Raw genomic sequence first — 20,870 nt, forward strand, 5'->3', positions numbered from 1 at the left:
GATGGGGATTCATGTCATCAAGATGCCGGATATCGGCGAAGGGATCGCCGAGGTCGAGTTGGTGGCCTGGCATGTGGAAGTCGGGCAGACGATCAAGGAAGACCAGCCGCTCGCCGACGTGATGACCGACAAGGCGGCGGTCGAGATTCCGTCGCCGGTGGCGGGCAAGGTGATCGAGCTGGGCGGCCGGATCGGTGAGATGATGGCGGTCGGCAGCGAGCTGATTCGGCTGGAAGTCGAAGGCGACGGCAATCTGAAGGCCGCGCCACCGGTGCGGGAAACAAAGGTAGCAACCGCACCGGTCGCGGCGGCGGCGCCGTCGAAGCCGGCGGCCGACGCGCCGGCCGAGCCGCCTGCGCAGCCCGCAGCGCCGCGCGCACCGGCGAAACCGCGCCGCGACGAACCAGCCGCGCAGCCGCGCGCGGCGCTTGCGCCCGGAGAGCGGCCGCTCGCGTCGCCGGCCGTGCGTCAGCGCGCGTGGGACATGGGCATCGAGTTGCGCTATGTGCGCGGCACCGGCGAAGCCGGGCGGATCCTGCATGCGGATCTCGACGCGTATGCGCGCACCGGCGGCAGCTCGGCGCACGGATCGCAACCGCGCGGCTACGACGAACGCCACGACGAAACCGAAGTGCCGGTGATCGGTTTGCGGCGGGCGATCGCGCGCAAGATGCAGGAAGCGAAGCGCCGCATCCCGCATTTCAGCTACGTCGAGGAGATCGACGTCACCGAGCTCGAATCGTTGCGCACGGAACTGAACCGCCGCCACGGCGACACGCGCGGCAAGCTCACGCCGCTGCCGCTGCTGATCCGCGCGATGGTGATCGCGCTGCGCGATTTCCCGCAGATCAACGCGCGTTTCGACGACGAAGCGGGCGTCGTCACGCGCTACGGCGCGGTGCACATGGGCGTCGCGACGCAGACGGACGGTGGCCTCACGGTGCCGGTGCTGCGGCATGCGGAAGCGCGCGACGTGTGGTCGATCGCGGCGGAAATCGCGCGGCTCGCCGATGCGGTGCGCGCGAACCGCGCGCAGCGCGACGAGCTGAGCGGCTCGACGATCACGATCTCGAGCCTCGGCGCGCTCGGCGGCATCGTGTCGACGCCGGTGATCAATCATCCGGAAGTCGGCATCGTCGGCGTGAACCGGATCGTCGAGCGGCCGATGATCCGCGACGGCGCGGTCGTCGCGCGCAAGATGATGAACCTGTCGTCGTCGTTCGATCATCGCGTCGTCGACGGCGCGGACGCGGCCGCATTCATCCAGGCGGTGCGCGCGGTGCTCGAACGCCCGGCACTGCTGTTCGTGGAGTGAGCCGATGAAGAACGAACACACCACACTGCTCGTCATCGGCGGCGGCCCGGGCGGTTACGTCGCCGCGATCCGCGCCGGCCAGCTCGGCATTCCGACCATGCTCGTCGAACGCGAGCGGCTCGGCGGCACCTGCCTGAACATCGGCTGCATTCCGTCGAAGGCATTGATCCACGTGGCCGACGCGTTCGAACAGGCGTGCGGTCATGCCGGCGAGGGCGCGCTGGGGATCCGCGTGCGCACGCCCGAGATCGACATCGCGGAAAGCGTCGCGTGGAAGGACGGCATCGTCGACCGGCTGACGCGCGGCGTCGGCGCGCTGCTCAAGAAGAACGGCGTGCGCGTGCTGCACGGCGAAGCGCGCGTGATCGACGGCAAGACCGTCGAAGTCGTCGGCGGCGGTCATGCAGTGCGGATCGGTTGCGAACACCTGCTGCTCGCGACCGGTTCGGAGCCGGTCGAACTGCCGTCGATGCCGTTCGGCGGGCATGTCGTGTCGTCCACCGAAGCGCTGTCGCCCGCGACGCTGCCGAAGCGGCTGGTCGTCGTCGGGGCCGGCTATATCGGGCTCGAACTCGGGATCGTCTATCGCAAGCTCGGCGTCGACGTCAGCGTCGTCGAAGCGGCCGAGCGCGTGCTGCCTGCGTACGATGCCGAACTCGTGCGGCCGGTCGCCGATTCGCTCGCGCGCCTCGGCGTGCGGTTGCGGCTCGGCCACACGGTGCTCGGGCTGGACGCGCGCGGCGCGGTGCGCGTGCGGGCGGCCGACGGCGCCGAGCACACGCTGCCGGCCGATCGCGTGCTGGTCGCCGTCGGTCGCCGGCCGCGCGTCGACGGCTTCGGGCTCGAGTCGCTGCTGCTCGATCGCAACGGGCGCGCGCTGCGGATCGACGACGCATGCCGGACCTCGATGCGCAACGTGTGGGCGATCGGCGACGTCGCGGGCGAACCGATGCTCGCGCATCGCGCGATGGCGCAAGGCGAGATGGTGGCCGAGCTGATCGCCGGTCGGCGTCGCCGGTTCACGCCCGCGTCGATTCCGGCCGTGTGCTTCACCGACCCCGAGATCGTGACGGCCGGCTGGTCGCCGGACGACGCACATGCGGCCGGCGTCGATTGTCTGAGCGCATCGTTCCCGTTCGCCGCGAACGGGCGGGCGATGACGTTGCAGGCGACCGACGGGTTCGTGCGCGTCGTCGCGCGCCGCGACGATCACGTGATCGTCGGCTGGCAGGCGGTCGGGCGCGGGGTGTCGGAGCTGGCCGCGGCGTTCTCGCAGTCGCTGGAGATGGGCGCGCGGCTCGAAGACATCGGCGGCACGATTCACGCGCATCCGACGCTCGGCGAGGCGCTTCAGGAAGCGGCGCTGCGCGCGCTCGGGCACGCGCTGCACGTGTGACCTGTTCGCCGAACGCAGGCGCCGGAGCGCCGCGCGCGCCTCGGCGTGCATCGGGCCTGCATCGGGCATGCATCGGGCATGCGCGGCCGGCCGCCGTGTCGGAACCGCTCCGAAACGGCTGGCCGCGTATGCGCCGGGTGTCAGGCAAGCGCGCTCGGACCGGCGTGCCGCGCCGTCACGTCACGATAGAACGCGTCGATCGCTTCGATCATCTGCGACAGCCCCGGCTGTTCGAGCGGATAGTGACCGGCGTTTTCCAGCATCTCGACCTTGACCGGCACGTGGCGGACCCGAGCGAGGAACGGCTCGCTCAGATGCAGCGGCGTCCAGCGGTCCGCGGCCGGCTGCGTGAGCAGGATCGGGCACACGGAGAAATCCTCCGGCTCGACCACCGGCCGGTACGACATGTAGGAATCGAGGAACGCCATCGTCATCGCGTTGCCGGCCGAGGTCCGGTCGGACATCCATACCTTCAGCGCATCGTCGCGGTTCACGAGCGCGTGCATCTTGCTCGCGAGCGACATCGGGATGCGCATGGCGCGCAGCGGCGTCTTCGCGGCGAAGTGCGTCATCGGGCCGCCGACGCGGCTCATGAACAGATTGCGTGCGGTTTCGTCGCGCACCTGCTGCAGGCGCTGGTCGAGAAAGGTCATGCCGACGATGCCGTCGACTTTCCCGTTCAGCGCGGCGACGTGGTACGTCAGCATGCCGCCCGCGCTCAATCCGTACAGCACGATCGGCCGATCGTCCTTCGCGCGCTCCGCGTCGATCAGGTCGCTGCCGGCGCGCACCCAGTCGTCGTAGCGCACCAGCGCGCCGCGCGCCACTTCGGTCATCCCGTATTCGGGCATGTCGACCGCGATCGTCTCGTAGCCGCGGCGTGCCAGTTGCTCGCCGACGATCATCGACATTTGCCGTCCGTTCGTGCCGACGCCATGGAACAGGATCACCTTCATCTGCGCGCGGGGATTGCGATACGTATCGAGATGGAGGCGATGGCCCCGCCAGTGCCACCATTGCTCGTCGGGCTGGCGATCGGCCGCCCACTGGAAGTCGGGCGGCAGGAACGCCTGCATGGCGCGCCAGACGGGCTGATCTGCATAGGTTCTGGACATGGCATCGGACTCCGGTCGGTCGAGTGAAAGGGCGGTTGCGATGGCACCCATCATCGCGCGGCACGCGGCTCGCGCCCATGCTGGCGCGGGCCAACCGCTTTAGAATCTAGGCCAACCCACGTCACGAGGCGCCCGATGAACGTCTGGAACTTTGTCCGCAGCCCGGCTTCCGTCCTGCTGATGGTCGCGTTCGGGCGAGACCGCGGGATCGCGCCGGCGGCCCTGCTGAAGGGCTCGCAACTCACGCTGAAGCAGCTCGCCGATCCGGATTTCACGGTGCTGGCCGCGCAGGAGCGGGCCGTCGCGTCGAACCTGCTTGCACTGGCCGCCGACGAGCCGGGGGTGGGCTTGACGGTCGGCCTGTCGTACCAGCTTTCCGCCTACGGATTGCTCGGATACGGGCTGCTGAGCAGCGCGACCGGGATGGATGCGGTCGCGCTCGCGGGCCGCTATCTCGCCTTGACGTATACGTTCGTCGGGATGACGTACCGTCGCACCGGGCGGCACGGCACGATCGTGTTCGACGCGGCGCCGGAATTGTCCGCGCCGCTGCAGCGCTTCTTCGTCGAGCGCGCGATGGGCGCCGCGTGCCGCGTGCTGCGCGACGTGATCGGCAGCGCGTTCACCCTCGCGACGTTCGATCTCGCGTACGACGCCGAACCCGGTGGCCGGCACGTGCTCGGCACGCCGGTCCGCTACCGGCGGCCGGCCAATGCGATCACGTTCGAGCATGCGCACCTCGAACGGCCGTTGCCGCAGGCCAATGCCGCGACGGCCGCGATGTGCGAGCGCATGTGCGCGGAGCTGATCGCGCGCCGGCGCACGCGGGTCGACCTCGTGTCGTTCCTGAACGAATACCTGTCCACGCGGCCGTTCGACCGACCGCCGCAACTGAAGGACATCGCGACGCTGCTGAACACGAGCGAGCGCACGCTCAAGCGCCGGCTGCGGGAGGAGGGCGCGAGTTTCCGCGACATCTCGAATGCGGTGCGCAAGGCGCGCGCGCAGGCGCTGATCGCCGAAGGGCGGCTGTCGATCAAGGAAATCGCGGACGAACTGGGGTTCAGCGACATCTCGTCGTTCTCGCAGGCGTACAAGCGCTGGACGGGCGTGGCGCCGAGCGTGTCGCGGCAGGCGGCGCCCGGTTCATAGCGGGGCGCGGGCGAGGCGGCGGTCGCGGTTGACCGTCCCGCGCGAACCGTTCATCGTGTCGCTGTCCCGCCTGATTGATTGGCCTCGCATCGGCGGGTTCGCCGCGGTGCGGCATGGCGAAACGCCGCGTGCACGCGGCTTTTTCTGCCGATTGGCGCACACGTGCGCCTCACGGAACGACCGGACATGAAACTGTTGCTCATCGGCGCGACCGGGCTCGTCGGGCGCCACGTCCTCGAAGTCGCGCTCGCCGACGCGCGGGTGGACCAGGTCGTCGTGCTCGCGCGCCGGCCGTTGTCGCCGCATCCGAAGATGCGCGCGCTGGAAGTCGACTTCGATCGACTGCCGGACGCGGCCGACTGGTGGCGGGCCGACGCGGTGATCTGCACGCTCGGCACCACGATGCGCGTCGCGGGCACGCAGGCCGCATTCCGCCGCGTCGATCACGACTATCCGCTCGCGGTCGCGCGTCTTGCGCACCGGCACGGCACGCCGACCTACGTGCTGAATTCCGCACTCGGCGCGGACGCTGCATCGCGCATCTTCTACAACCGCGTGAAGGGCGAGGTCGAACAGGCGCTCGCCGGCGTCGGGTTCGATTCGCTCACGTACGTGCGACCGGGCCTGATCGGCGGCAGCCGCGACGAGTTCAGGTTCGTCGAGCGGCTGTTCGTGTTCGCGTTGGGCGCCGTCGGGCCGGTGCTGCCGGCGAAGTGGCGCGTGAATCCCGCGTCGCGGATTGCGCGCGCGATGCTCGACGCGGCGATCGACGCAAGGCCGGGCGTGCAGGTCGTCGCATCCGACCAACTGGTCTGATGCGGTGCGGGCGGGTGCGTCCGACATCGACTGTCTCGATCCGGCGTTCTCGCCGGGCCCCAGTACGCCGGTTTCGGACGGTCTATCGAGCCATCAGGTGCTCGAGATCCCGCGTCACCTCGACGGCATCAACCCAGTCGGCGTGGACGTGATCGAAGTGTCGCCGCCGTACGATCATGCGGAAATCACGTCGCTTGCCGGTGCGACGATCGCGCTGGGACTGATCTGCCTGCATGCGTCGCGCCGGCGGCAGAAAAAGGAAGCCTCAATCGATGGACGATTTCACCTGGCGCGAGGCCATTCCCGGCGACGCGGCCGAGTGTATCGCGCTGCGGGCACGCACGCGCGAGAACGCGTTCCCCGAAGCGCGGTTGCGCGCGCTCGGCATCACCTCGAAAGCTGGGGCGACGGTATCCGCGGCGGCCTGTTCTCGGGCCATGTCTGCTGCGCGTCCGGACGCATGGTCGACTACTGCTTAGGCGACACCGGCTCGGGCGAGATCGTCGTGCTCGCGATGCTGCCCGAGTATGAAGGCGCTGGGATCGGTAAGCGGTTGCTGCGGCGCGTGATCGACGATTTCGCGGCGAACGGCTTCACTTCGCTGTTTCTCGGCTGCTCGACCGATCCCGCGTCGCGCTCGTACGGGTTTTATCGCCATCTCGGCTGGATACCGATTGGAAAGCTAGATGAGGTGGGGGACGAGATCTCGACACTTCAGGTCGGGCCTCAGTAGTCCGACAAGTGATTTTCCTTGAAAGCGGAATATTTTCTAAAGGGTATTCAGGTGGTAGAGTGAATAGATATCGAATGAAAGTGGAGACGATTTTTCTATTCCACACAGGCTTGGATCGGGACGCTTGTTCAGTTGGGCGATGCCGAGCATGTCAAAGAAAGAGGCTGAATCTACCAGTTCAATAGGTATGTATTGTTCGGTGGATGCTCTGGCCGCGTCAACTGCTCCTTGCTGAAATTTTGTAGAGGAAACGAAGATGCCGCGAGCGTATCCTCCCAGCATTAGCGCTCCGAGAAAGGAGCGAATCTGTTCGACTTCTATTGAGCGGCTCAATCTCTTTACTTGAACACCAATTTTTTTGCCATCATTCTCTAACAAAATAATATCAATTCCGCCATCTCGCGAATATGTTGTTAGTGTTGTGTCATATCCGTGATCTCGGAATACACTGGCAACCGTTTCTTCAAATAGTCTTGGATGCAAGGTGCCTCTGGATTCAAAGCGTCGCATAAGATAATTTCGGACTTGAGTTATTGGAGTATCAATGCACGATAATTCAAGATCCTTGATAACTGCCATGCTGTAGAGGGTGAGGCACCAATGTTGCCATTGTAGTGCTGGTAAAACCGCTTGTTCCATGGCGACCCACCATCCGCACGTAGGACATATATAAAGAGTTGAACGTTGCGCGAGCACGTCTCCGCTCAATCTGACATGTAATTTACTCGGGGCAATTCTATCTCGAATAAATGCTTTCATTGTTGGAACATAGGCTTCCTTGAAGTCTTGAAATGATTTATTCCAGAGATCGACGTTGCAAAATTCGTCCATCAATATTTTGCAATAAACACATCTGACCTCTTCCGGCGGGCCGCTGCCCTCGGGACAGGTTGGTAAGTCCAGGGATTTGAAAAAAGGAAAATATTGACCGGGTGAGTGCTGCCAAGGGCCGTTCATGACGGTGATCTCCGAATTTAGGATTGGATACCTATTTTTATTAGAGGGCGGCGGTCGATTCAATGTAATGGGAGGAGGTGAGGAAAGCTAGAAATTTGATTGGCGAGAAGATTCATCGGCCGGGAAGATATTGGACAGGAAGGTAGTTTTTGGGCTTGTACCAAGATCGATTCGTTTTTGTCTCATTGATCGGACAATTTCGAAAGTCGATGAACTTCGGGTAATCACCGATATCTCGCAAGTTGTATATACAAGATCATCCGCTGGCAATGTCGGCACACGTCGTGCCGCTTGCGCGCCAGCGTGCAGACCCTGCGCGCGTGGCGCATGCCGGCGATCCACGGCGCCCCGCATTCGCCGAGCCGAAAGGGCGGCTCGCAGCTTCCTGTCTCGTTCAAACCATGTGTGGTCCTGAGTATTTTGGAGATTGACCCGTGTCAACGAATTCCAGTGGAAAAGCCGGCGGCCTGATCGAGGTTCGCTCGATCGACTTCATTCCCGATGCCGAGCGCCACGGCGGCCTGCTGAGCCAGTTCACGCTGTGGCTGTCGGCCAACATGCAGATCACGGCCATCGTCACGGGCGCGCTCGCGGTCGTGCTCGGCGGCGACGTGTTCTGGTCGCTGGTCGCGCTGCTGCTCGGCCAACTCGTCGGCGGCGCGGTGATGGCGCTGCACGGCGCGCAGGGGCCGCAGCTCGGCCTGCCGCAGATGATCTCGAGCCGCGTGCAGTTCGGCGTGTACGGCGCGATGATCCCGATCGTGCTCGTGTGCCTGATGTACATCGGCTTTTCCGCGAGCGGCTCGGTGCTGGCCGGGCAGGCCGTCGCGCAGCTGCTGCACGTCGACGACGCGGCCGGCATCCTGCTGTTCGCGGCCGTGATCGTGGTGCTGACCGTGTTCGGCTATCGTGCGATCCACTTCGTCGGCCGGATCGCGAGCGTGGTCGGCATCGTCGCGTTCGTCTACATGTTCGCCCAACTGTTCGCGAACCACGACATCGGCGCGCTGCTCGCGAACCGGCATTTCTCGCTGCCGAGCTTCCTGCTCGCGATGTCGCTGTCCGCGTCGTGGCAGATCGCGTTCGGCCCGTACGTCGCCGACTATTCGCGCTATCTGCCGCGCTCGACGTCGTCGGTCGCGACGTTTCTCGCGGTCGGCCTGGGCTCGGTGATCGGCGCACAGGCGGCGATGGTGTTCGGCGTGTTCGCAGCCGCGCTCGCCGGCAGCCAGTTCGCGCACCACGAAGTGTCGTACATCGTCGGCCTGGGCTCGACGGGCGCCGTGGCCGCGCTGCTGTATCTCAGCATCGCGTTCGGCAAGGTGACGGTCACGGCGCTCAACGCGTACGGCAGCTTCATGTCGATGGCCACGATCGTCAGCGGCTTTCGCGGCAAGCATGCGGTATCGTCGAAGAGCCGTCTCGTCTACATCTTCGGGATGATCTGCGTGTCGACGCTGATCGCGCTCGCGGGCCGTCATTCGTTCCTGAAGGAGTTCACCGCGTTCATCCTGTTCCTGCTCGCGTTCTTCACGCCGTGGAGCGCGATCAACCTCGTCGACTACTACTGCTTCACGCGGTCGCGCTACGACGTGCCGGCGCTGTCCGATCCGGATGGCCGCTACGGCCGCTGGAACGCGATGGCCATCACGATCTATGTGGTCGGCATCCTGGTGCAGTTGCCGTTCATGTCGACGCACATCTACACGGGGCCGCTCGTCGATGCGCTCGGCGGCACCGACATCTCGTGGATCCTCGGCCTCGTCGTGCCGGCCGTGCTGTATTACGTCGGCGCCCGCGCGTCGCGACGCAGCATTCCCGAACGCCTGATCCTGCCGCTCGAACGCGGCGAAGTTCCCCACTGACGACACGTCCCATGCATCGGGCCGGCAAGCCGCCGGCCCGGGCGCGGAGCCGGGCGCTGTCGACGCAATCCCGTATCTCGCGATGGCGGTGCGGCATTCACGCCGCGCCATGCATCGTTTCAATCTCGATCCATTGAATAGTATGACTAAGTATATTGAAGCGCGCGGCATCGATTGCCGCGCGCGGCCGGTGCACGCCGGTGTTCGCGTCACGGTGGCGATCGCCTGCGTCGCCGGTTCGGGCGCTGCGCTCGCGCAGGACGGCGTCACGCTGTACGGCGTGATCGACGAATTCGCGCAGTACGTGAATACGGGCAACGGCTATACGGCCGCGATCAATTCGGGCGGCCAGTGGGGCAGTCGATTCGGATTGAAGGGCGGTGAGGATATCGGCGGCGGCCAGAAGATCGAGTTCGCGCTGGAAAACGGCTTCAATCCGAACGACGGCTCGCTCGCGAGCACCGGCAGCATGTTCAACCGGCAGGCATGGGTCGGCATCGCGGGACAGTGGGGCAAGGTGCGCGCGGGCCGGCAGAATTCGCCGCTATTCAACGACCAGGGCGGGCAGGATGCGTTCGGCGGCGTCACGCAGGCATCCGGCATGGACAACCTGACCGTGTTCGCGTTCCGCACGAGCAACACGCTGTCGTACCAGAGCCCGCAGATCGCCGGTTTCCAGGGCGGGCTGTACTTCGGGTTCGGTGACGCGGGCGGCGTGCGCTCGGCCGGTTCCAGCCAGCAGTTCGACCTGACCTACGAACACGGCCCGTTCGGCGCATTCGTCGCGGGCCAGTGGTTGAAGAGCGCCGCGGCGACCACGACCGATCGCACGCTCATGGCCGGTGCGTCTTACGCGATCGGCAAGGCGACCGTGTACGGCGGTTTTTCCGCAGTGAAGTGGGCCGACCTCGGCATCGATTCGCGCGTATACGGGTTGTCGGTCAAATACCAGTTCAATCCTGCCAACTACGTCGCGCTCGGTTACGCGTACCTGCACGATCAGTCGTCGCAAGGCAACAATGCGGATCAGCTCGGGCTGATGTACGAGTACGATCTGTCGAAGCGCACGAGCTTCTACGGTGCGCTGTCGTACCTGCGCAACCGCAATCAGGCCGGCTACACGCTCGCCGGTGCGGCGAACCCCGGCCTGCCGCTCGCGTACCCGGGCGCGAATGCGCGCGGCGTGCAACTCGGTATCGTGCATCGCTTCTGACGCATGACGTGACGCGCCGGGGCATGGGCGCCCGGCGCGTGCTCCGGGCGCATGCGCGCCGTCATTTCCCGAGCCGCTCCGCGAGCGAGTAGCGCTGCATGCAGCGCTCCATCGCGTCGAGAAACGCGTGCTCGGCCGCATTCATCTTGCGGTCGCGATGCCATAGCAGGAACACGTCGACATCGACGAGCCCGTCGTCGGGCGGTAGTCGCCACAGCCGTTGCTGCGCGATGTCGTCGCGCACGATGTGCTCGGGCAGGCAGCCGATCCCGTAGCCCGCGAAGATCAGCCGCCGCACTTCCTCGAGGCTCGGCGACGACGCGACGATGCGTCCCGTGAAGCCTCTCTGGTCGCGGAACACGGTGAGCGGCGACAGGCTGTCGCCGATCTGGTCGCTCGTGAACGACACGAAATTCTCCGCGAGCAGGTCGTCCATCCGCAACTGCGTCTGCCCGAACAGCCGGTGATGGCGGCCGCAGTAGATCGCATAGCGCTGGCGCAGGAAGCAGCGCATCTCCAGCTTGTCGTGCGGCGTGCGGCACAGGCCGAGCCCGGCCGTGGCCGTTTTCTGCAGCAGCGACGACAGGATGTCCGACGAGCGCATCACTTCGATCTGCAGATCGATACGCGGATACGCGCGATGGAAATCCGCGAGGAACTCGTCGTAGACGGGCGATTCGATGCGGCTCACCGTCAGCAGCCGGATCGAGCCGGTCAGGTCCGCCGTGCTGTCGTCGATTTCGGTCTCGAGGCGCGAGATGCCGCCGTAGATGTCGCTCGCGATCCGGTACACGGCTTCGCCGGCCGGTGTCGGCGCGAAGTGCGCGCCGCGCCGCTCGATCAGCCGGCGCTCGAGCGTCTCCTCGAGCCGCCGCAGCGCCTGGCTGACGGCCGGCTGCGTGACGTGCAGGCGGGCGGCCGCGCGGCTCACGCTGCGCTCCTGCATGATCACCAGATAGGTGCGCAACAGGTTCCAGTCGAGGCGGTCGTTCAGGAACGGGGCGAGATCGGGGCGCATCGGGTCTCCGGAGGCGGGCATTAGTTCGATTTATATCGCGAATAATAACTTGAAATTTGACTAATGATTTGCGGTCGCCGATAAAGGAGGGGCGCCGCAGCGTGCGGCGCGAGGCCGCGACAGACGGCCGTCGTCACGATATTGCGCGTCGCCCCGCCGCGGCGTGCATCAGGAGCCCGCATGACCCAGTCCCTTCCTTCCGCCCGCCAGCCGGGGCGCGCCGCGACGGCCGCGTTCATCGGCACGATGATCGAGTGGTACGACTTCTACATCTACGCGACCGCTGCCGCGCTCGTGTTCGGCGAACTCTATTTCCCGTCGCACGACCCGTTCGTCAGCACGATGGCGTCGTTCGCGACGTTCGCGGTCGGCTTCTTCGCGCGTCCGCTCGGCGGCGTGATCTTCGGCCATCTCGGCGACCGCATCGGCCGCAAGAAGGCGTTGATGACGACGCTGATGATGATGGGCGTCGCGACCGTCTGCGTCGGGCTGCTGCCCGATTATTCGAAGGTCGGCATCCTCGCGCCGGTGCTGCTCGTCGCGCTGCGCATCGTGCAGGGGATCGCGGTCGGCGGCGAATGGGGCGGCGCGGTGCTGATGGCGGGCGAGCATGCGCCGCAGGGGCGCCGCACATTCTTCGCGTCGTTCGCGCAGCTCGGCAGCCCGGCCGGGCTGATCCTGTCGCTGATCGCGTTCCGCGCGGTCACGTCGATGGACAAGGCCGATTTCCTCGCATGGGGCTGGCGCCTGCCGTTTCTCGCGAGTTCGGTGCTGCTCGTGGTCGGCATCCTGATCCGGCTCGGCGTGAACGAGTCGCCGGAATTCGCGCGGGTCAAGGAAGCCAACCGCACGGTGAAGCTGCCGGTCGCGGAAGTGTTCCGCTCCGCGTCGGGGCTCGTGCTGCTCTGTATCGGCGCGAACACGATCGGCATCGCGGGCGTCTATTTCACGAACACGTTCATGATCGCGTACACGACCCAGTACGTCGGCGTATCGCGCTCGCTGATCCTCGACAGCCTGTTCGCGGTCGCGATCATCCAGTTCTTCGCGCAGCCGCTCGCCGCTTGGATCGCCGAGCGCATCGGCGGGGCGCGCTTCCTGAAACTCGCGGCGCTGCTCGCGATGCTGTCGCCGTATCCGATGTTCATGCTCGTGCAGGGCGGCACGTCCGCGTCGCTGATCGCGGGCATCGCGCTCGCCGTCGTCTGCATGGCCGGCTTCTACTCGGTGATCGCGGGCTTCGTCAGCGACGTGTTTCCCGCACACGTGCGTTATTCGGCGATCTCGCTCGCTTACCAGATTTGCGGCGCGATCGCGGGCGGCCTGACGCCGCTCGTCGGCACGTGGCTCGCGCATCGTTTCACGGGCCAGTGGTGGCCGCTCGCGGTGTTCTACACGTGTCTCGCCGGTATTTCGCTGCTCTGCATCGTTGCACTCGATGCGCGCCGCGCCGCGCGGCCGGCCGCCGCCGAAGCGCTCGGCTCGCATTGAACCTCAACGAACGAATCGATCCGGAATGCATATGAACGACCTGCTGGAAATCGACGGCGCCCGCCTGTGGCGCAGCCTGGCCGACATGGCGCGCGTCGGCGCGACACCGCGCGGCGGCGTGCGGCGCCTCGTGCTCACCGATGACGACCGGCGCGGGCGCGACCTGTTCGCGCAATGGTGCCGCGACGCGGGGCTGACGGTGAGCGTCGATGCCGTCGGCAACCTGTTCGCCCGGCGCGACGGCGCCGATGCGCACGCCGCGCCGGTGCTGATCGGCAGCCATCTCGACACGCAGCCCGAAGGCGGCCGCTTCGACGGCGTCTACGGCGTGCTCGCCGCGCTCGAACTCGTGCGCACGCTGAACGACGCGGGCATCGCGACCGACAAGCCGCTCGAGATCGTGTCGTGGACCAACGAGGAAGGCGCGCGTTTCGCGCCGGCGATGCTCGGCTCGGCCGTGTTCACGGGCGCGTTGCCGCTCGACGACGCGCTCGCGAAGCAGGATGCCGACGGCGTCACGCTCGGCGCGGCGCTCGACGCGTGCGGTTATCGCGGCACGCGCGCAACGGGCGGCGCGGTCGACGCGTATTTCGAGGCGCACATCGAACAGGGGCCGGTGCTCGAGGCGAACGGCACGACGATCGGCGTCGTCACGGGCGGCCAGGCGATCCGCTGGCTCGACGTGACGGTGACGGGCGTGGCCGCGCATGCGGGCACGACGCCGATGCCATATCGCAAGGATGCGTATTTCGCGAGCGCGCAGATCGCGCTCGAACTCGAACGGATCGTCGCCGCCTACGCGCCGCGCGGGCTCGCGACGATCGGGCAGGTCGGGATTCGCCACGCATCGCGCAACACGATTGCCGGCGACCTGACGTTCACGGTCGACCTGCGTCATCACGACGATGCCGAAGTCGATGCGATGGAGCGCGACCTGCGCGACGCATGCGCCCGCGTCGCCGCCGCGCGCGGCGTGCAGGTGGCGATCGATACCTGCTGGCGCAGCCCGGCGACGCCGTTCGACCGCGATTGCGTCGGGCTGGTCGCGCAGGCGGCTGCCGCATTCGGCTACACGCACGAGCGCATCGTGAGCGGCGCCGGCCACGACGCGATCCTGCTCGCACGCCGCTTCCCGACCGCGATGGTGTTCATTCCGTGCGTCGACGGCCTGTCGCACAACGAAGCCGAGGATGCGTTGCCCGACGACGTGACGCGCGGCACGAACGTGCTGCTCCATGCGGTGCTGGCGCGCGCGGGCATCGCGACGCGCGTCGAAGCGCCGGCCGCGACGCACGGCGCCTGATACGGCGAATCGACGAGGACCACCATGAAAACCTATTTCCATCCCGAACAACTGCTGCACCATCCGCGCAGCTACCTGTCGCGCGGCCAGATGCGCGAGCCGCAGGAAGTGCCCGAACGCGCGGCGCGCCTCGTTGCGGCCGTCCGGTCGCTCGACTTCGACGTGCGCGAGCCGGCCGACCGCGGCGCCGCGCCGATCGCGGCCGTGCACGACATGAACTACCTGCGCTTTCTCGAGGATGCGCACCGCGACTGGAAGCGGATGCCCGACGACTGGGGCGACGAAGTGATGTCGAACGTGTTCGTGCGCGATCCGAACCCGCTGCGCGGCGTGCTCGCGAAAGCCGCGCGCTATCTCGCCGACGGCAGTTGCCCGGTGGGCGCGAATACGTGGCGCTCGGCGTACTGGTCGGCGCAGGACGCGCTGGCCGCGGCCGCCGACGTCAACGACGGCGCACGCGAGGCCTACGCGCTGTGCCGACCGCCCGGTCATCATGCGCGCCGCGACGCGGCCGGCGGCTTCTGCTACCTGAACAACGCGGCGATCGCTGCGCAGGCGCTGCTCGGCCGGCATCGCCGCGTCGCGATTCTCGATACCGACATGCATCACGGGCAGGGCGTGCAGGAGATTTTCTACGGCCGCGACGATGTGCTGTACGTGTCGATCCACGGCGACCCGACCAACTTCTACCCGGTCGTCGCGGGCTACGAGGAAGAGACGGGGGCGGGCGCCGGCGCCGGCTTCAACCTCAACCTGCCGATGCCGCACGGCGCGCCGGAGTCGGCGTTCTTCGAGCGGCTCGACGACGCGCTGCGCGCGCTCGCGCGGTTCGAGCCCGACGCGCTCGTGCTCGCGCTCGGCTTCGACATCTACAAGGACGACCCGCAATCGCAGGTCGCGGTCACGACCGACGGGTTCGGGCGGCTCGGCGGCGCGCTCGGCGCGCTCGGATTGCCGACGGTGATCGTGCAGGAAGGCGGCTATCACCTCGAGAGTCTCGATGCGAACGCGCGCGCGTTCTTCGGCGGGTTTGCCACGAGGCGCTGACCGGGCCGGCGGAATCGGACCGTACGCCGACAGTGAAAACGGCCGCATGTGAACTGCACCCCAAAGGTTGGACAACCCGCCTTTGGATGTTTTTCATGATGAACCGCTTGAATTTCCTGGACAGTGCCGAGCGTTAGTGTTCGGTCTTTCCGAACAGCCTGGACGTCAACCGTCCAGCTTCATGGGCCGGTTCAATGGCGCGGCCGTGAAAATGCGTGCGGAAAGGGGGCAGGCGGGGCGCGCCCGCGCTCACGAATTCGCGGCGGCCGGCGTGCGGCGGCGCTGCGTGACCTGCAGCATGACGAGCGCGAGTCCGGCGGCGGCGATCAGCGCGCCGACGAGCGGCACTGCCGCGTAGCCGAACCCGGCCGAGATCGCCGCACCGCCAGCGGCGGCGCCCAGCGCGTTGCCGAGGTTGAACGCGCCGATGTTGACGGCCGACGCGAGGCCCGGCGCTTCGTGGGCCGCGCGCATCACGCGCATCTGCAGCGGCGGCACGACCGCGAACGTCGCGATCCCCCAGACCAGCAGCGTGACGCCGGCGCCCGCATGCGTGGCGGCGAGCAGCGGGAACGCCGCCATCGTCGCGATCAGCAGTACCAGGAAGCCGATCAGCGTGCCGTCGAGCGAGCGATCGGCCAGCCGGCCGCCCGCAACGTTGCCGATCGAGAAGCCGACGCCGATCAGCACGAGCATCGCGGTCACGAAGCCGGGCGTTGCGCCCGTCAGGTGTTCGAGCGTCGGTGCGACGTACGTATAGAGCGTGAACATCGCGCCGGCGCCGAGCACGGTCGTCCCGAGCGCGCCGAGCACGACGGGCCGCGTCAGCACGGACAGTTCGGCGCGCAGGTCGGGCATCGTGCCGGCTTCGCCCTTCGGCAGCGCGGCGAACAGGCCGGCGATCGCGATCACGCCGAGGCCGGCCGTCGCCGCGAACGACATGCGCCAGCCGATGATGTGGCCGAGCCAGGTCGCGGCCGGCACGCCGCCGACGTTCGCGATCGTCAGGCCCATGAACATCGTCGCGACCGCGCTGGCCTGCTTGTCGCGCGGCACGAGGCTTGCCGCGACCACCGAGCCGAGCCCGAAGAACGCGCCGTGGTTGAGACTCGTCACGAGGCGCGCGAGCAGCAGCGTCGTGTAGTCGGGTGCGACCGCCGACAGCAGGTTGCCGATCGTGAAGATCGACATCAGCGCGATCAGCGCGGCGCGGCGCGACCAGCGCGCGAGCAGCAGCGTCATCAGCGGCGCGCCGACCATCACGCCGATCGCATACGCGCTGATCAGCATGCCGGCTTGCGGTATCGACACGTGCACGCCGTCGGCGATCACGGGCAGCAGACCCATCGGCGAGAACTCGGTCGTGCCGATGCCGAACGCGCCGGCGGCGAGTGCGAGCAGCGGCAGTGCGGCGCCGTCGCGGGACGGGGAGGAAGTCGTGGGGTTCACGCGGTGAGCTCCTGTAAGCGGGGAACGACGGCATGAGGCCGTTGAGGACAGCGTGAAGTGTGCCTGCATTACTTTTGCGGAAAAAGCCGCATTCGGGCGAAATTATCTTGATTTCATGTCAACAATGCAGCGTGCGGGCAACGTGCATGGCGTGGCCCGGCAGCCGTGCTTCGGCGGGAGAGGCGATCGCCGACGGCCGGCGTCGCGCAATGGCCGGAAAGCCTTTCACCGCCGGGCTCGACAGCAAAAAAGCCCCGACCACAGGGGGACCGTGGCCGGGGCGGAAACGCATCCTCTCTTTGGCACGAGGGGTGGGATGCGCGCGCAGTATATTTCGGGCCATGACGATTCGAATCGGCGTTAAACGACTGTTTTTGGTGTCAATTTGAAAATTGCGGTGTCGTGGCGTCGTCCGTCGGCGTTCCGAAAGATTTTTCGATGACGCGATGGTGTCGTTTAGTCCACAAAAACCGCAGAAACGCCGGGATCGCGGAAATGGGCATTCCGTCCGTCGGGGCGGCAACGTGCATCGTCCGAACGCGCGCCGATGCATCAGCATCCGCATTCATTCAGCCCGATTCGCCGGCCGCCGCGCGGACCGCCGCCAGGAAACGCGCGACGACGGGCGACGGCGCCGCCGCCGCGCCGTCGAACACGAACTCGATGTCGAAGCGGCTCGCGAGTTCGTCGAGCGCGACGAGCCGGACCGTGCGCGGGCAGGTCGGCGACGCGCTTTCCGGCACGAACGCGCAGCCCATCCCCGCCGCGACGAGGCCGATCAGCGTCGGGATGTCGCTGCCGACCTGCGCGATGCGCGGCGTGAAGCCGGCCTGCTGGCACTGGGTCATCAGGAACCGGTGGTGCGCGGCGGAGCGCTGCGCATCGAACCAGACGAACGGCTCGTCCGCGACGTCGGCCAGCGTGCGCGGCGCGACGAAGCGGCCGCCCGGCGGCGCGGGCATCGCCAGCACGAAGCGATCGCTCAACAGCCGTACGCCCGTCAGATGCGGCGCTTCGTCGCGACGCCACGCCATGATCCCGGCATCGAGCTGGCCGCGCATCAGCGCGTTCGCCTGCTCGGCCGACAGCATCGGCGCGATCGACAGTTTCACGTCCGGGCACGCATCGCGAAACGCCTTCAGGACATTCGCGACGACCGGCAACGGCAGGCAGTTCGGCAGCGCGCCGAGCCGCAGTTCGCCGAGCTGGCCGGCCGCGCTGCGCAACGCTCGCTCGCGGCTGTCCTGCAGCATGGCGAGCAGGCCGGTCGCATCGTGCAGGAAGCTCGTGCCGGCCGCGGTGAGCGTGACGCCCGTCGCGCGACGGATCAGCAGCGGCGTGCCGATCGCGTCCTCGAGCTCGCGGATCTGCCGCGACAGCGCGGGCTGCACGATACCGGCCGCGCGGGCGCCGGCCATCACGCTGCCGGCCTCGGCGACGGCGACGAAGTAGCGCAGGTGACGCAGCTCGATCTGGCGCATGCGGTGTCCGGTCGGTGAGTGGATATGCCTGCAAAGCATAGCAAACGCCATTCGATGGTATTGGAAAGCATGACGAGCGTGCCGTACGATGGCCGTCGTTGCCGCCTTCGCTCGTCGCGCGTCGCGTGCGTTTTCCTCCGTCCTCATTGCGTTCCGTCCCATGCCGCTTCATATCCCGACTCCCTATATCCGCTCGCCCATCGCGTCCCGTCGGCTCGGCAGGGCCATCCGGCTGAAGCTCGATGCGCTGCAGCCGTCAGGCTCGTTCAAGCTGCGCGGCATCGGCGCCGTCTGCGAAGCGCGCCATGCAGACGGGGCCCGGCGGTTCGTGTCGTCGTCGGGCGGCAACGCGGGCATCGCGGTCGCGTATTGCGGCCGCGAGCTTGGCGTGCCGGTGCGCGTCGTCGTGCCGGAAAGCACGTCGGCCCGAGCGCGCGAGCTGATCCGCGTCGAAGGCGCGGAACTCGTGGTGCACGGCGCGAGCTGGGCGGAGGCGAATGCGTTCGCGCAGTCGGCGCTCGGCGAGCACGACGCGTTCGTGCATCCGTTCGACGATCGCATCCTGTGGCAGGGGCACGCGACGATGATCGACGAGATGGCGGCGGCAGGCCCGAAGCCCGACGCGATCGTGCTCGCGGTCGGCGGCGGCGGTCTGCTGTGCGGCGTGCTCGAAGGGCTGGCGCGCAACGGCTGGCACGACGTGCCGGTCGTCGCGGCCGAGACGGAAGGCGCCGACTGCTATGCGCGCTCGCTCGCGCAGGGGCATCCGGTCGAACTGGCGGCCATCGCGAGCATCGCGACGACGCTCGGTGCGAAGCGGCCGTGCGACGCGGCAGTCGAATGGGCGACCCGCCACGCGATCCATCCGGTCGTCGTGTCCGATGCCGACGCGGTGGCCGCGTCGCTGCGGTTTCTCGACGAACACAGGATCGTCGTCGAGCCTGCGTGCGGCGCTGCGCTGGCCGCGCTGGAGCGGCCGGTGGCGGTGCTCGCGTCGGCAGCGGAGATCGCGGTGATCGTCTGCGGCGGCGTGACCACGACCGTCGAGCATTTGCAGACGCTGCGCGCGACGTTGCGGTAGGCGAGGGCGCCGGCAGACAGCGCAGTCGCGAGACGACGGGCCGCCTGCGATCGTCGTGTGGGGTGTACTGCGGGCTTGGACCGCGTGCAGCCAGCGGCGATGCGTCGGCGTTGTCCTTGTCATCCCCTCAATCTCGCGCGGCCATGCGCGGCCGGCGTACGGCCGCATGGGCATGAACGGTTTCGGGGATGACGCGGAAGGGGGGCGTACCGTCGCGCTACGGCGCATCCGCCCGGGCGCGACGATACGGGAGCGCGATCAGTGCGCGGTTGGCGCGCTCGCGCCGGACGACGCGGACGACGCGACCGGATCGGCGGCAGCCGGCGCAGGCGATGCGCTCGACGGCGCCGATGCCGACGCGGGTGCCGATGCTGCCGACGAAGGCGCGGGCGCGGCCGACGACGGAGCGGCGTTGGTCGGCGCTGCCGGACGTGGAGCAGACGCGGGCGCGGAAGCCGGTGCGGCCGTCGAACCGGAAGTCGACGAAGGGGCCGGCGCGGTTGCCGGACCGGAAGCCGGCACAGGCGCCGACGCGGGAGCAGGCACCGACGCAGGCGCCGGACCGGCCGCCGAAGCGGGCGCAGGTGCGGACGCCGCTGCGGGCGCCGCTCCCGAAGCCGGCACGGACCCGGACGCCGCCGCCGGCGCGGCAGCGCGCGTTGCAGGCGCCGCGACGGCCGATGCCGCCGACGGCACGGCATTCGCGCCCGACCCCGGCGCGACGCCCGGCGCCGAAAGCGGCACCGGCGCCGCGGGCGGCGTCGGCACGACTGGCGTCGTCATCTTCATCGGCTCGCCTTGCGGTGTCGGCGCGGGCTCGGGCAGCGGCGCGACGGGCTCCTTCTCGGCGGCTTTCACGGTCGCGCGGTCGCGGCGCGCCGGGTCGATCTTCAGGAAATGGTCGACGAGATTGAAGAAGCGCTCGTAGAACACGCCGGCGGGAATCGTCTCGCTCGCGGTCTTGACGAGCGCATCGTCGCTCGACCCGATCGGCAGCGACAGCGAACCGAACACGCTGAGGCCGACGCTGGCCGACGTATTCGATTTCTTCAGCGTATAGCGGTCCTGCACCGCGTTCACGTACGCGATGCTCGACGAGCCGTCCGCATTCGCATCCGCGCACACGACGTGAAACTCGATCACGACGTGCATGTCGTTGCTCGGCTGGAAATTCTTGCTGCCGTCGACGGCGTCGTTGCGCGACGACGACACCACGTAGCCCTGGCTCAGCAGTGCGCGCCGCGCGGCCTCGCAGGCCGCGTCGGATTTCGAGTGGAACGTATGCGCATACGGGCTGCTGGTCGCGTCGAACTGTTCCTGCTGGTAGATCGGCTTGGGCGGCGACGAGCATGCCGCCAGCACGGTCGCGGCCGCGAGCGCGCACGAAACGGAAAACAGGCGAAATCGGTTGTGCATGGCGTCTTTCAGAAGGCTCGGC

Annotated in this window: 16 protein-coding genes and 2 pseudogenes; 12 read left to right on the plus strand and 6 right to left on the minus strand. The window is 67.6% G+C overall.

The window, feature by feature from the left end:
• Position 1 precedes the first annotated feature (1 nt).
• Both WS61_RS17605 and lpdA read left to right on the plus strand, forming a co-directional pair.
• Positions 2 to 1,315, plus strand: coding sequence for a dihydrolipoamide acetyltransferase family protein (locus tag WS61_RS17605; RefSeq protein ID WP_059501894.1), 1,314 nt, complete (start codon positions 2 to 4; stop codon positions 1,313 to 1,315).
• Between the two features lie 4 nt (positions 1,316 to 1,319).
• Positions 1,320 to 2,711 carry a dihydrolipoyl dehydrogenase gene (gene lpdA / locus WS61_RS17610; RefSeq protein ID WP_059501896.1) on the plus strand — a complete coding sequence of 464 codons (1,392 nt, stop codon included), beginning with the start codon at positions 1,320 to 1,322 and terminating at the stop codon, positions 2,709 to 2,711.
• A gap of 140 nt (positions 2,712 to 2,851) precedes the next feature.
• On the opposite strand, the gene WS61_RS17615 is transcribed toward lpdA, so the two are convergent.
• A complete protein-coding gene (locus WS61_RS17615) occupies positions 2,852 to 3,826 on the minus strand; it encodes an alpha/beta hydrolase (RefSeq protein WP_059501897.1) in 975 nt (324 codons plus the stop codon).
• A 135-nt stretch (positions 3,827 to 3,961) separates the two neighbouring features.
• On the opposite strand from WS61_RS17615, the gene WS61_RS17620 reads away from it, so the two are divergent.
• From WS61_RS17620 to WS61_RS17630, 4 genes and pseudogenes are all read left to right on the plus strand, one after another.
• Entirely contained in the window at positions 3,962 to 4,978 is a 1,017-nt protein-coding gene (locus WS61_RS17620) for an AraC family transcriptional regulator (protein WP_059501899.1), read from the plus strand.
• A 186-nt stretch (positions 4,979 to 5,164) separates the two neighbouring features.
• Positions 5,165 to 5,794, plus strand: coding sequence for an NAD(P)H-binding protein (locus WS61_RS17625; protein WP_059501901.1), 630 nt, complete (start codon positions 5,165 to 5,167; stop codon positions 5,792 to 5,794).
• A 22-nt stretch (positions 5,795 to 5,816) separates the two neighbouring features.
• Positions 5,817 to 6,059 (plus strand): annotated as a pseudogene (locus WS61_RS33645) (arginase family protein); the annotation flags it as partial.
• Between the two features lie 7 nt (positions 6,060 to 6,066).
• Positions 6,067 to 6,527, plus strand: a pseudogene (locus WS61_RS17630) (GNAT family N-acetyltransferase).
• 36 nt (positions 6,528 to 6,563) lie between these two features.
• On the opposite strand, the gene WS61_RS33650 reads toward WS61_RS17630, so the two are convergent.
• Positions 6,564 to 7,484, minus strand: a complete 921-nt coding sequence (locus WS61_RS33650; RefSeq protein ID WP_082742298.1) for a restriction endonuclease — start codon at positions 7,482 to 7,484, stop codon at positions 6,564 to 6,566.
• A gap of 434 nt (positions 7,485 to 7,918) precedes the next feature.
• On the opposite strand from WS61_RS33650, the gene WS61_RS17635 reads away from it, so the two are divergent.
• Positions 7,919 to 9,349 (plus strand): cytosine permease, encoded by a 1,431-nt coding sequence (locus WS61_RS17635; protein ID WP_059501903.1) that lies wholly within the window; start codon positions 7,919 to 7,921, stop codon positions 9,347 to 9,349.
• Between the two features lie 142 nt (positions 9,350 to 9,491).
• Complete coding sequence (locus WS61_RS17640; protein WP_059501905.1) at positions 9,492 to 10,562, plus strand: porin; 1,071 nt, start codon at positions 9,492 to 9,494, stop codon at positions 10,560 to 10,562.
• A 61-nt stretch (positions 10,563 to 10,623) separates the two neighbouring features.
• Here WS61_RS17640 and WS61_RS17645 read toward each other — a convergent pair whose 3' ends face one another.
• On the minus strand, positions 10,624 to 11,580 hold the full coding sequence (locus tag WS61_RS17645; RefSeq protein ID WP_034206911.1) for a LysR family transcriptional regulator: 957 nt from the start codon (positions 11,578 to 11,580) through the stop codon (positions 10,624 to 10,626).
• A gap of 180 nt (positions 11,581 to 11,760) precedes the next feature.
• Between WS61_RS17645 and WS61_RS17650 the strand changes: the two genes are divergently transcribed.
• The 3 genes from WS61_RS17650 to WS61_RS17660 are packed head-to-tail and all read left to right on the plus strand — an operon-like array spanning position 11,761 to position 15,421.
• On the plus strand, positions 11,761 to 13,071 hold the full coding sequence (locus WS61_RS17650; protein WP_059501908.1) for an MFS transporter: 1,311 nt from the start codon (positions 11,761 to 11,763) through the stop codon (positions 13,069 to 13,071).
• A 31-nt stretch (positions 13,072 to 13,102) separates the two neighbouring features.
• Entirely contained in the window at positions 13,103 to 14,374 is a 1,272-nt protein-coding gene (locus WS61_RS17655) for a Zn-dependent hydrolase (RefSeq protein WP_059501910.1), read from the plus strand.
• A gap of 24 nt (positions 14,375 to 14,398) precedes the next feature.
• Complete coding sequence (locus WS61_RS17660; protein WP_059501912.1) at positions 14,399 to 15,421, plus strand: histone deacetylase family protein; 1,023 nt, start codon at positions 14,399 to 14,401, stop codon at positions 15,419 to 15,421.
• 249 nt (positions 15,422 to 15,670) lie between these two features.
• On the opposite strand, the gene WS61_RS17665 is transcribed toward WS61_RS17660, so the two are convergent.
• Both WS61_RS17665 and WS61_RS17670 read right to left on the minus strand, forming a co-directional pair.
• A complete protein-coding gene (locus WS61_RS17665) occupies positions 15,671 to 16,870 on the minus strand; it encodes an MFS transporter (RefSeq protein WP_059501914.1) in 1,200 nt (399 codons plus the stop codon).
• 569 nt (positions 16,871 to 17,439) lie between these two features.
• Complete coding sequence (locus WS61_RS17670) at positions 17,440 to 18,351, minus strand: LysR family transcriptional regulator (protein WP_059501915.1); 912 nt, start codon at positions 18,349 to 18,351, stop codon at positions 17,440 to 17,442.
• Between the two features lie 160 nt (positions 18,352 to 18,511).
• On the opposite strand from WS61_RS17670, the gene WS61_RS17675 reads away from it, so the two are divergent.
• Positions 18,512 to 19,432, plus strand: coding sequence for a pyridoxal-phosphate dependent enzyme (locus WS61_RS17675; protein ID WP_059501917.1), 921 nt, complete (start codon positions 18,512 to 18,514; stop codon positions 19,430 to 19,432).
• A gap of 258 nt (positions 19,433 to 19,690) precedes the next feature.
• On the opposite strand, the gene WS61_RS17680 is transcribed toward WS61_RS17675, so the two are convergent.
• Positions 19,691 to 20,848 carry a DUF2242 domain-containing protein gene (locus WS61_RS17680; RefSeq protein WP_059501919.1) on the minus strand — a complete coding sequence of 386 codons (1,158 nt, stop codon included), beginning with the start codon at positions 20,846 to 20,848 and terminating at the stop codon, positions 19,691 to 19,693.
• Positions 20,849 to 20,870 lie beyond the last annotated feature (22 nt).

It is taken from the genome of Burkholderia sp. ABCPW 11 (assembly GCF_001523445.1).
GTDB lineage: Bacteria > Pseudomonadota > Gammaproteobacteria > Burkholderiales > Burkholderiaceae > Burkholderia.

Bases quoted from the DNA above. Each gene is read 5' to 3' on its own strand.
- lpdA (WP_059501896.1), top strand. From the start codon at position 1,320: ATGAAGAACGAACACACCACACTGCTCGTCATCGGCGGCGGCCCGGGC.
- WS61_RS17605 (WP_059501894.1), top strand. From the start codon at position 2: ATGGGGATTCATGTCATCAAGATGCCGGATATCGGCGAAGGGATCGCC.
- WS61_RS17670 (WP_059501915.1), bottom strand. From the start codon at position 18,351: ATGCGCCAGATCGAGCTGCGTCACCTGCGCTACTTCGTCGCCGTCGCC.
- WS61_RS17655 (WP_059501910.1), top strand. From the start codon at position 13,103: ATGAACGACCTGCTGGAAATCGACGGCGCCCGCCTGTGGCGCAGCCTG.
- WS61_RS17680 (WP_059501919.1), bottom strand. From the start codon at position 20,848: ATGCACAACCGATTTCGCCTGTTTTCCGTTTCGTGCGCGCTCGCGGCC.
- WS61_RS33650 (WP_082742298.1), bottom strand. From the start codon at position 7,484: ATGAACGGCCCTTGGCAGCACTCACCCGGTCAATATTTTCCTTTTTTC.
- WS61_RS17660 (WP_059501912.1), top strand. From the start codon at position 14,399: ATGAAAACCTATTTCCATCCCGAACAACTGCTGCACCATCCGCGCAGC.
- WS61_RS17675 (WP_059501917.1), top strand. From the start codon at position 18,512: ATGCCGCTTCATATCCCGACTCCCTATATCCGCTCGCCCATCGCGTCC.
- WS61_RS17645 (WP_034206911.1), bottom strand. From the start codon at position 11,580: ATGCGCCCCGATCTCGCCCCGTTCCTGAACGACCGCCTCGACTGGAAC.
- WS61_RS17615 (WP_059501897.1), bottom strand. From the start codon at position 3,826: ATGTCCAGAACCTATGCAGATCAGCCCGTCTGGCGCGCCATGCAGGCG.
- WS61_RS17640 (WP_059501905.1), top strand. From the start codon at position 9,492: ATGACTAAGTATATTGAAGCGCGCGGCATCGATTGCCGCGCGCGGCCG.
- WS61_RS17620 (WP_059501899.1), top strand. From the start codon at position 3,962: ATGAACGTCTGGAACTTTGTCCGCAGCCCGGCTTCCGTCCTGCTGATG.
- WS61_RS17625 (WP_059501901.1), top strand. From the start codon at position 5,165: ATGAAACTGTTGCTCATCGGCGCGACCGGGCTCGTCGGGCGCCACGTC.
- WS61_RS17650 (WP_059501908.1), top strand. From the start codon at position 11,761: ATGACCCAGTCCCTTCCTTCCGCCCGCCAGCCGGGGCGCGCCGCGACG.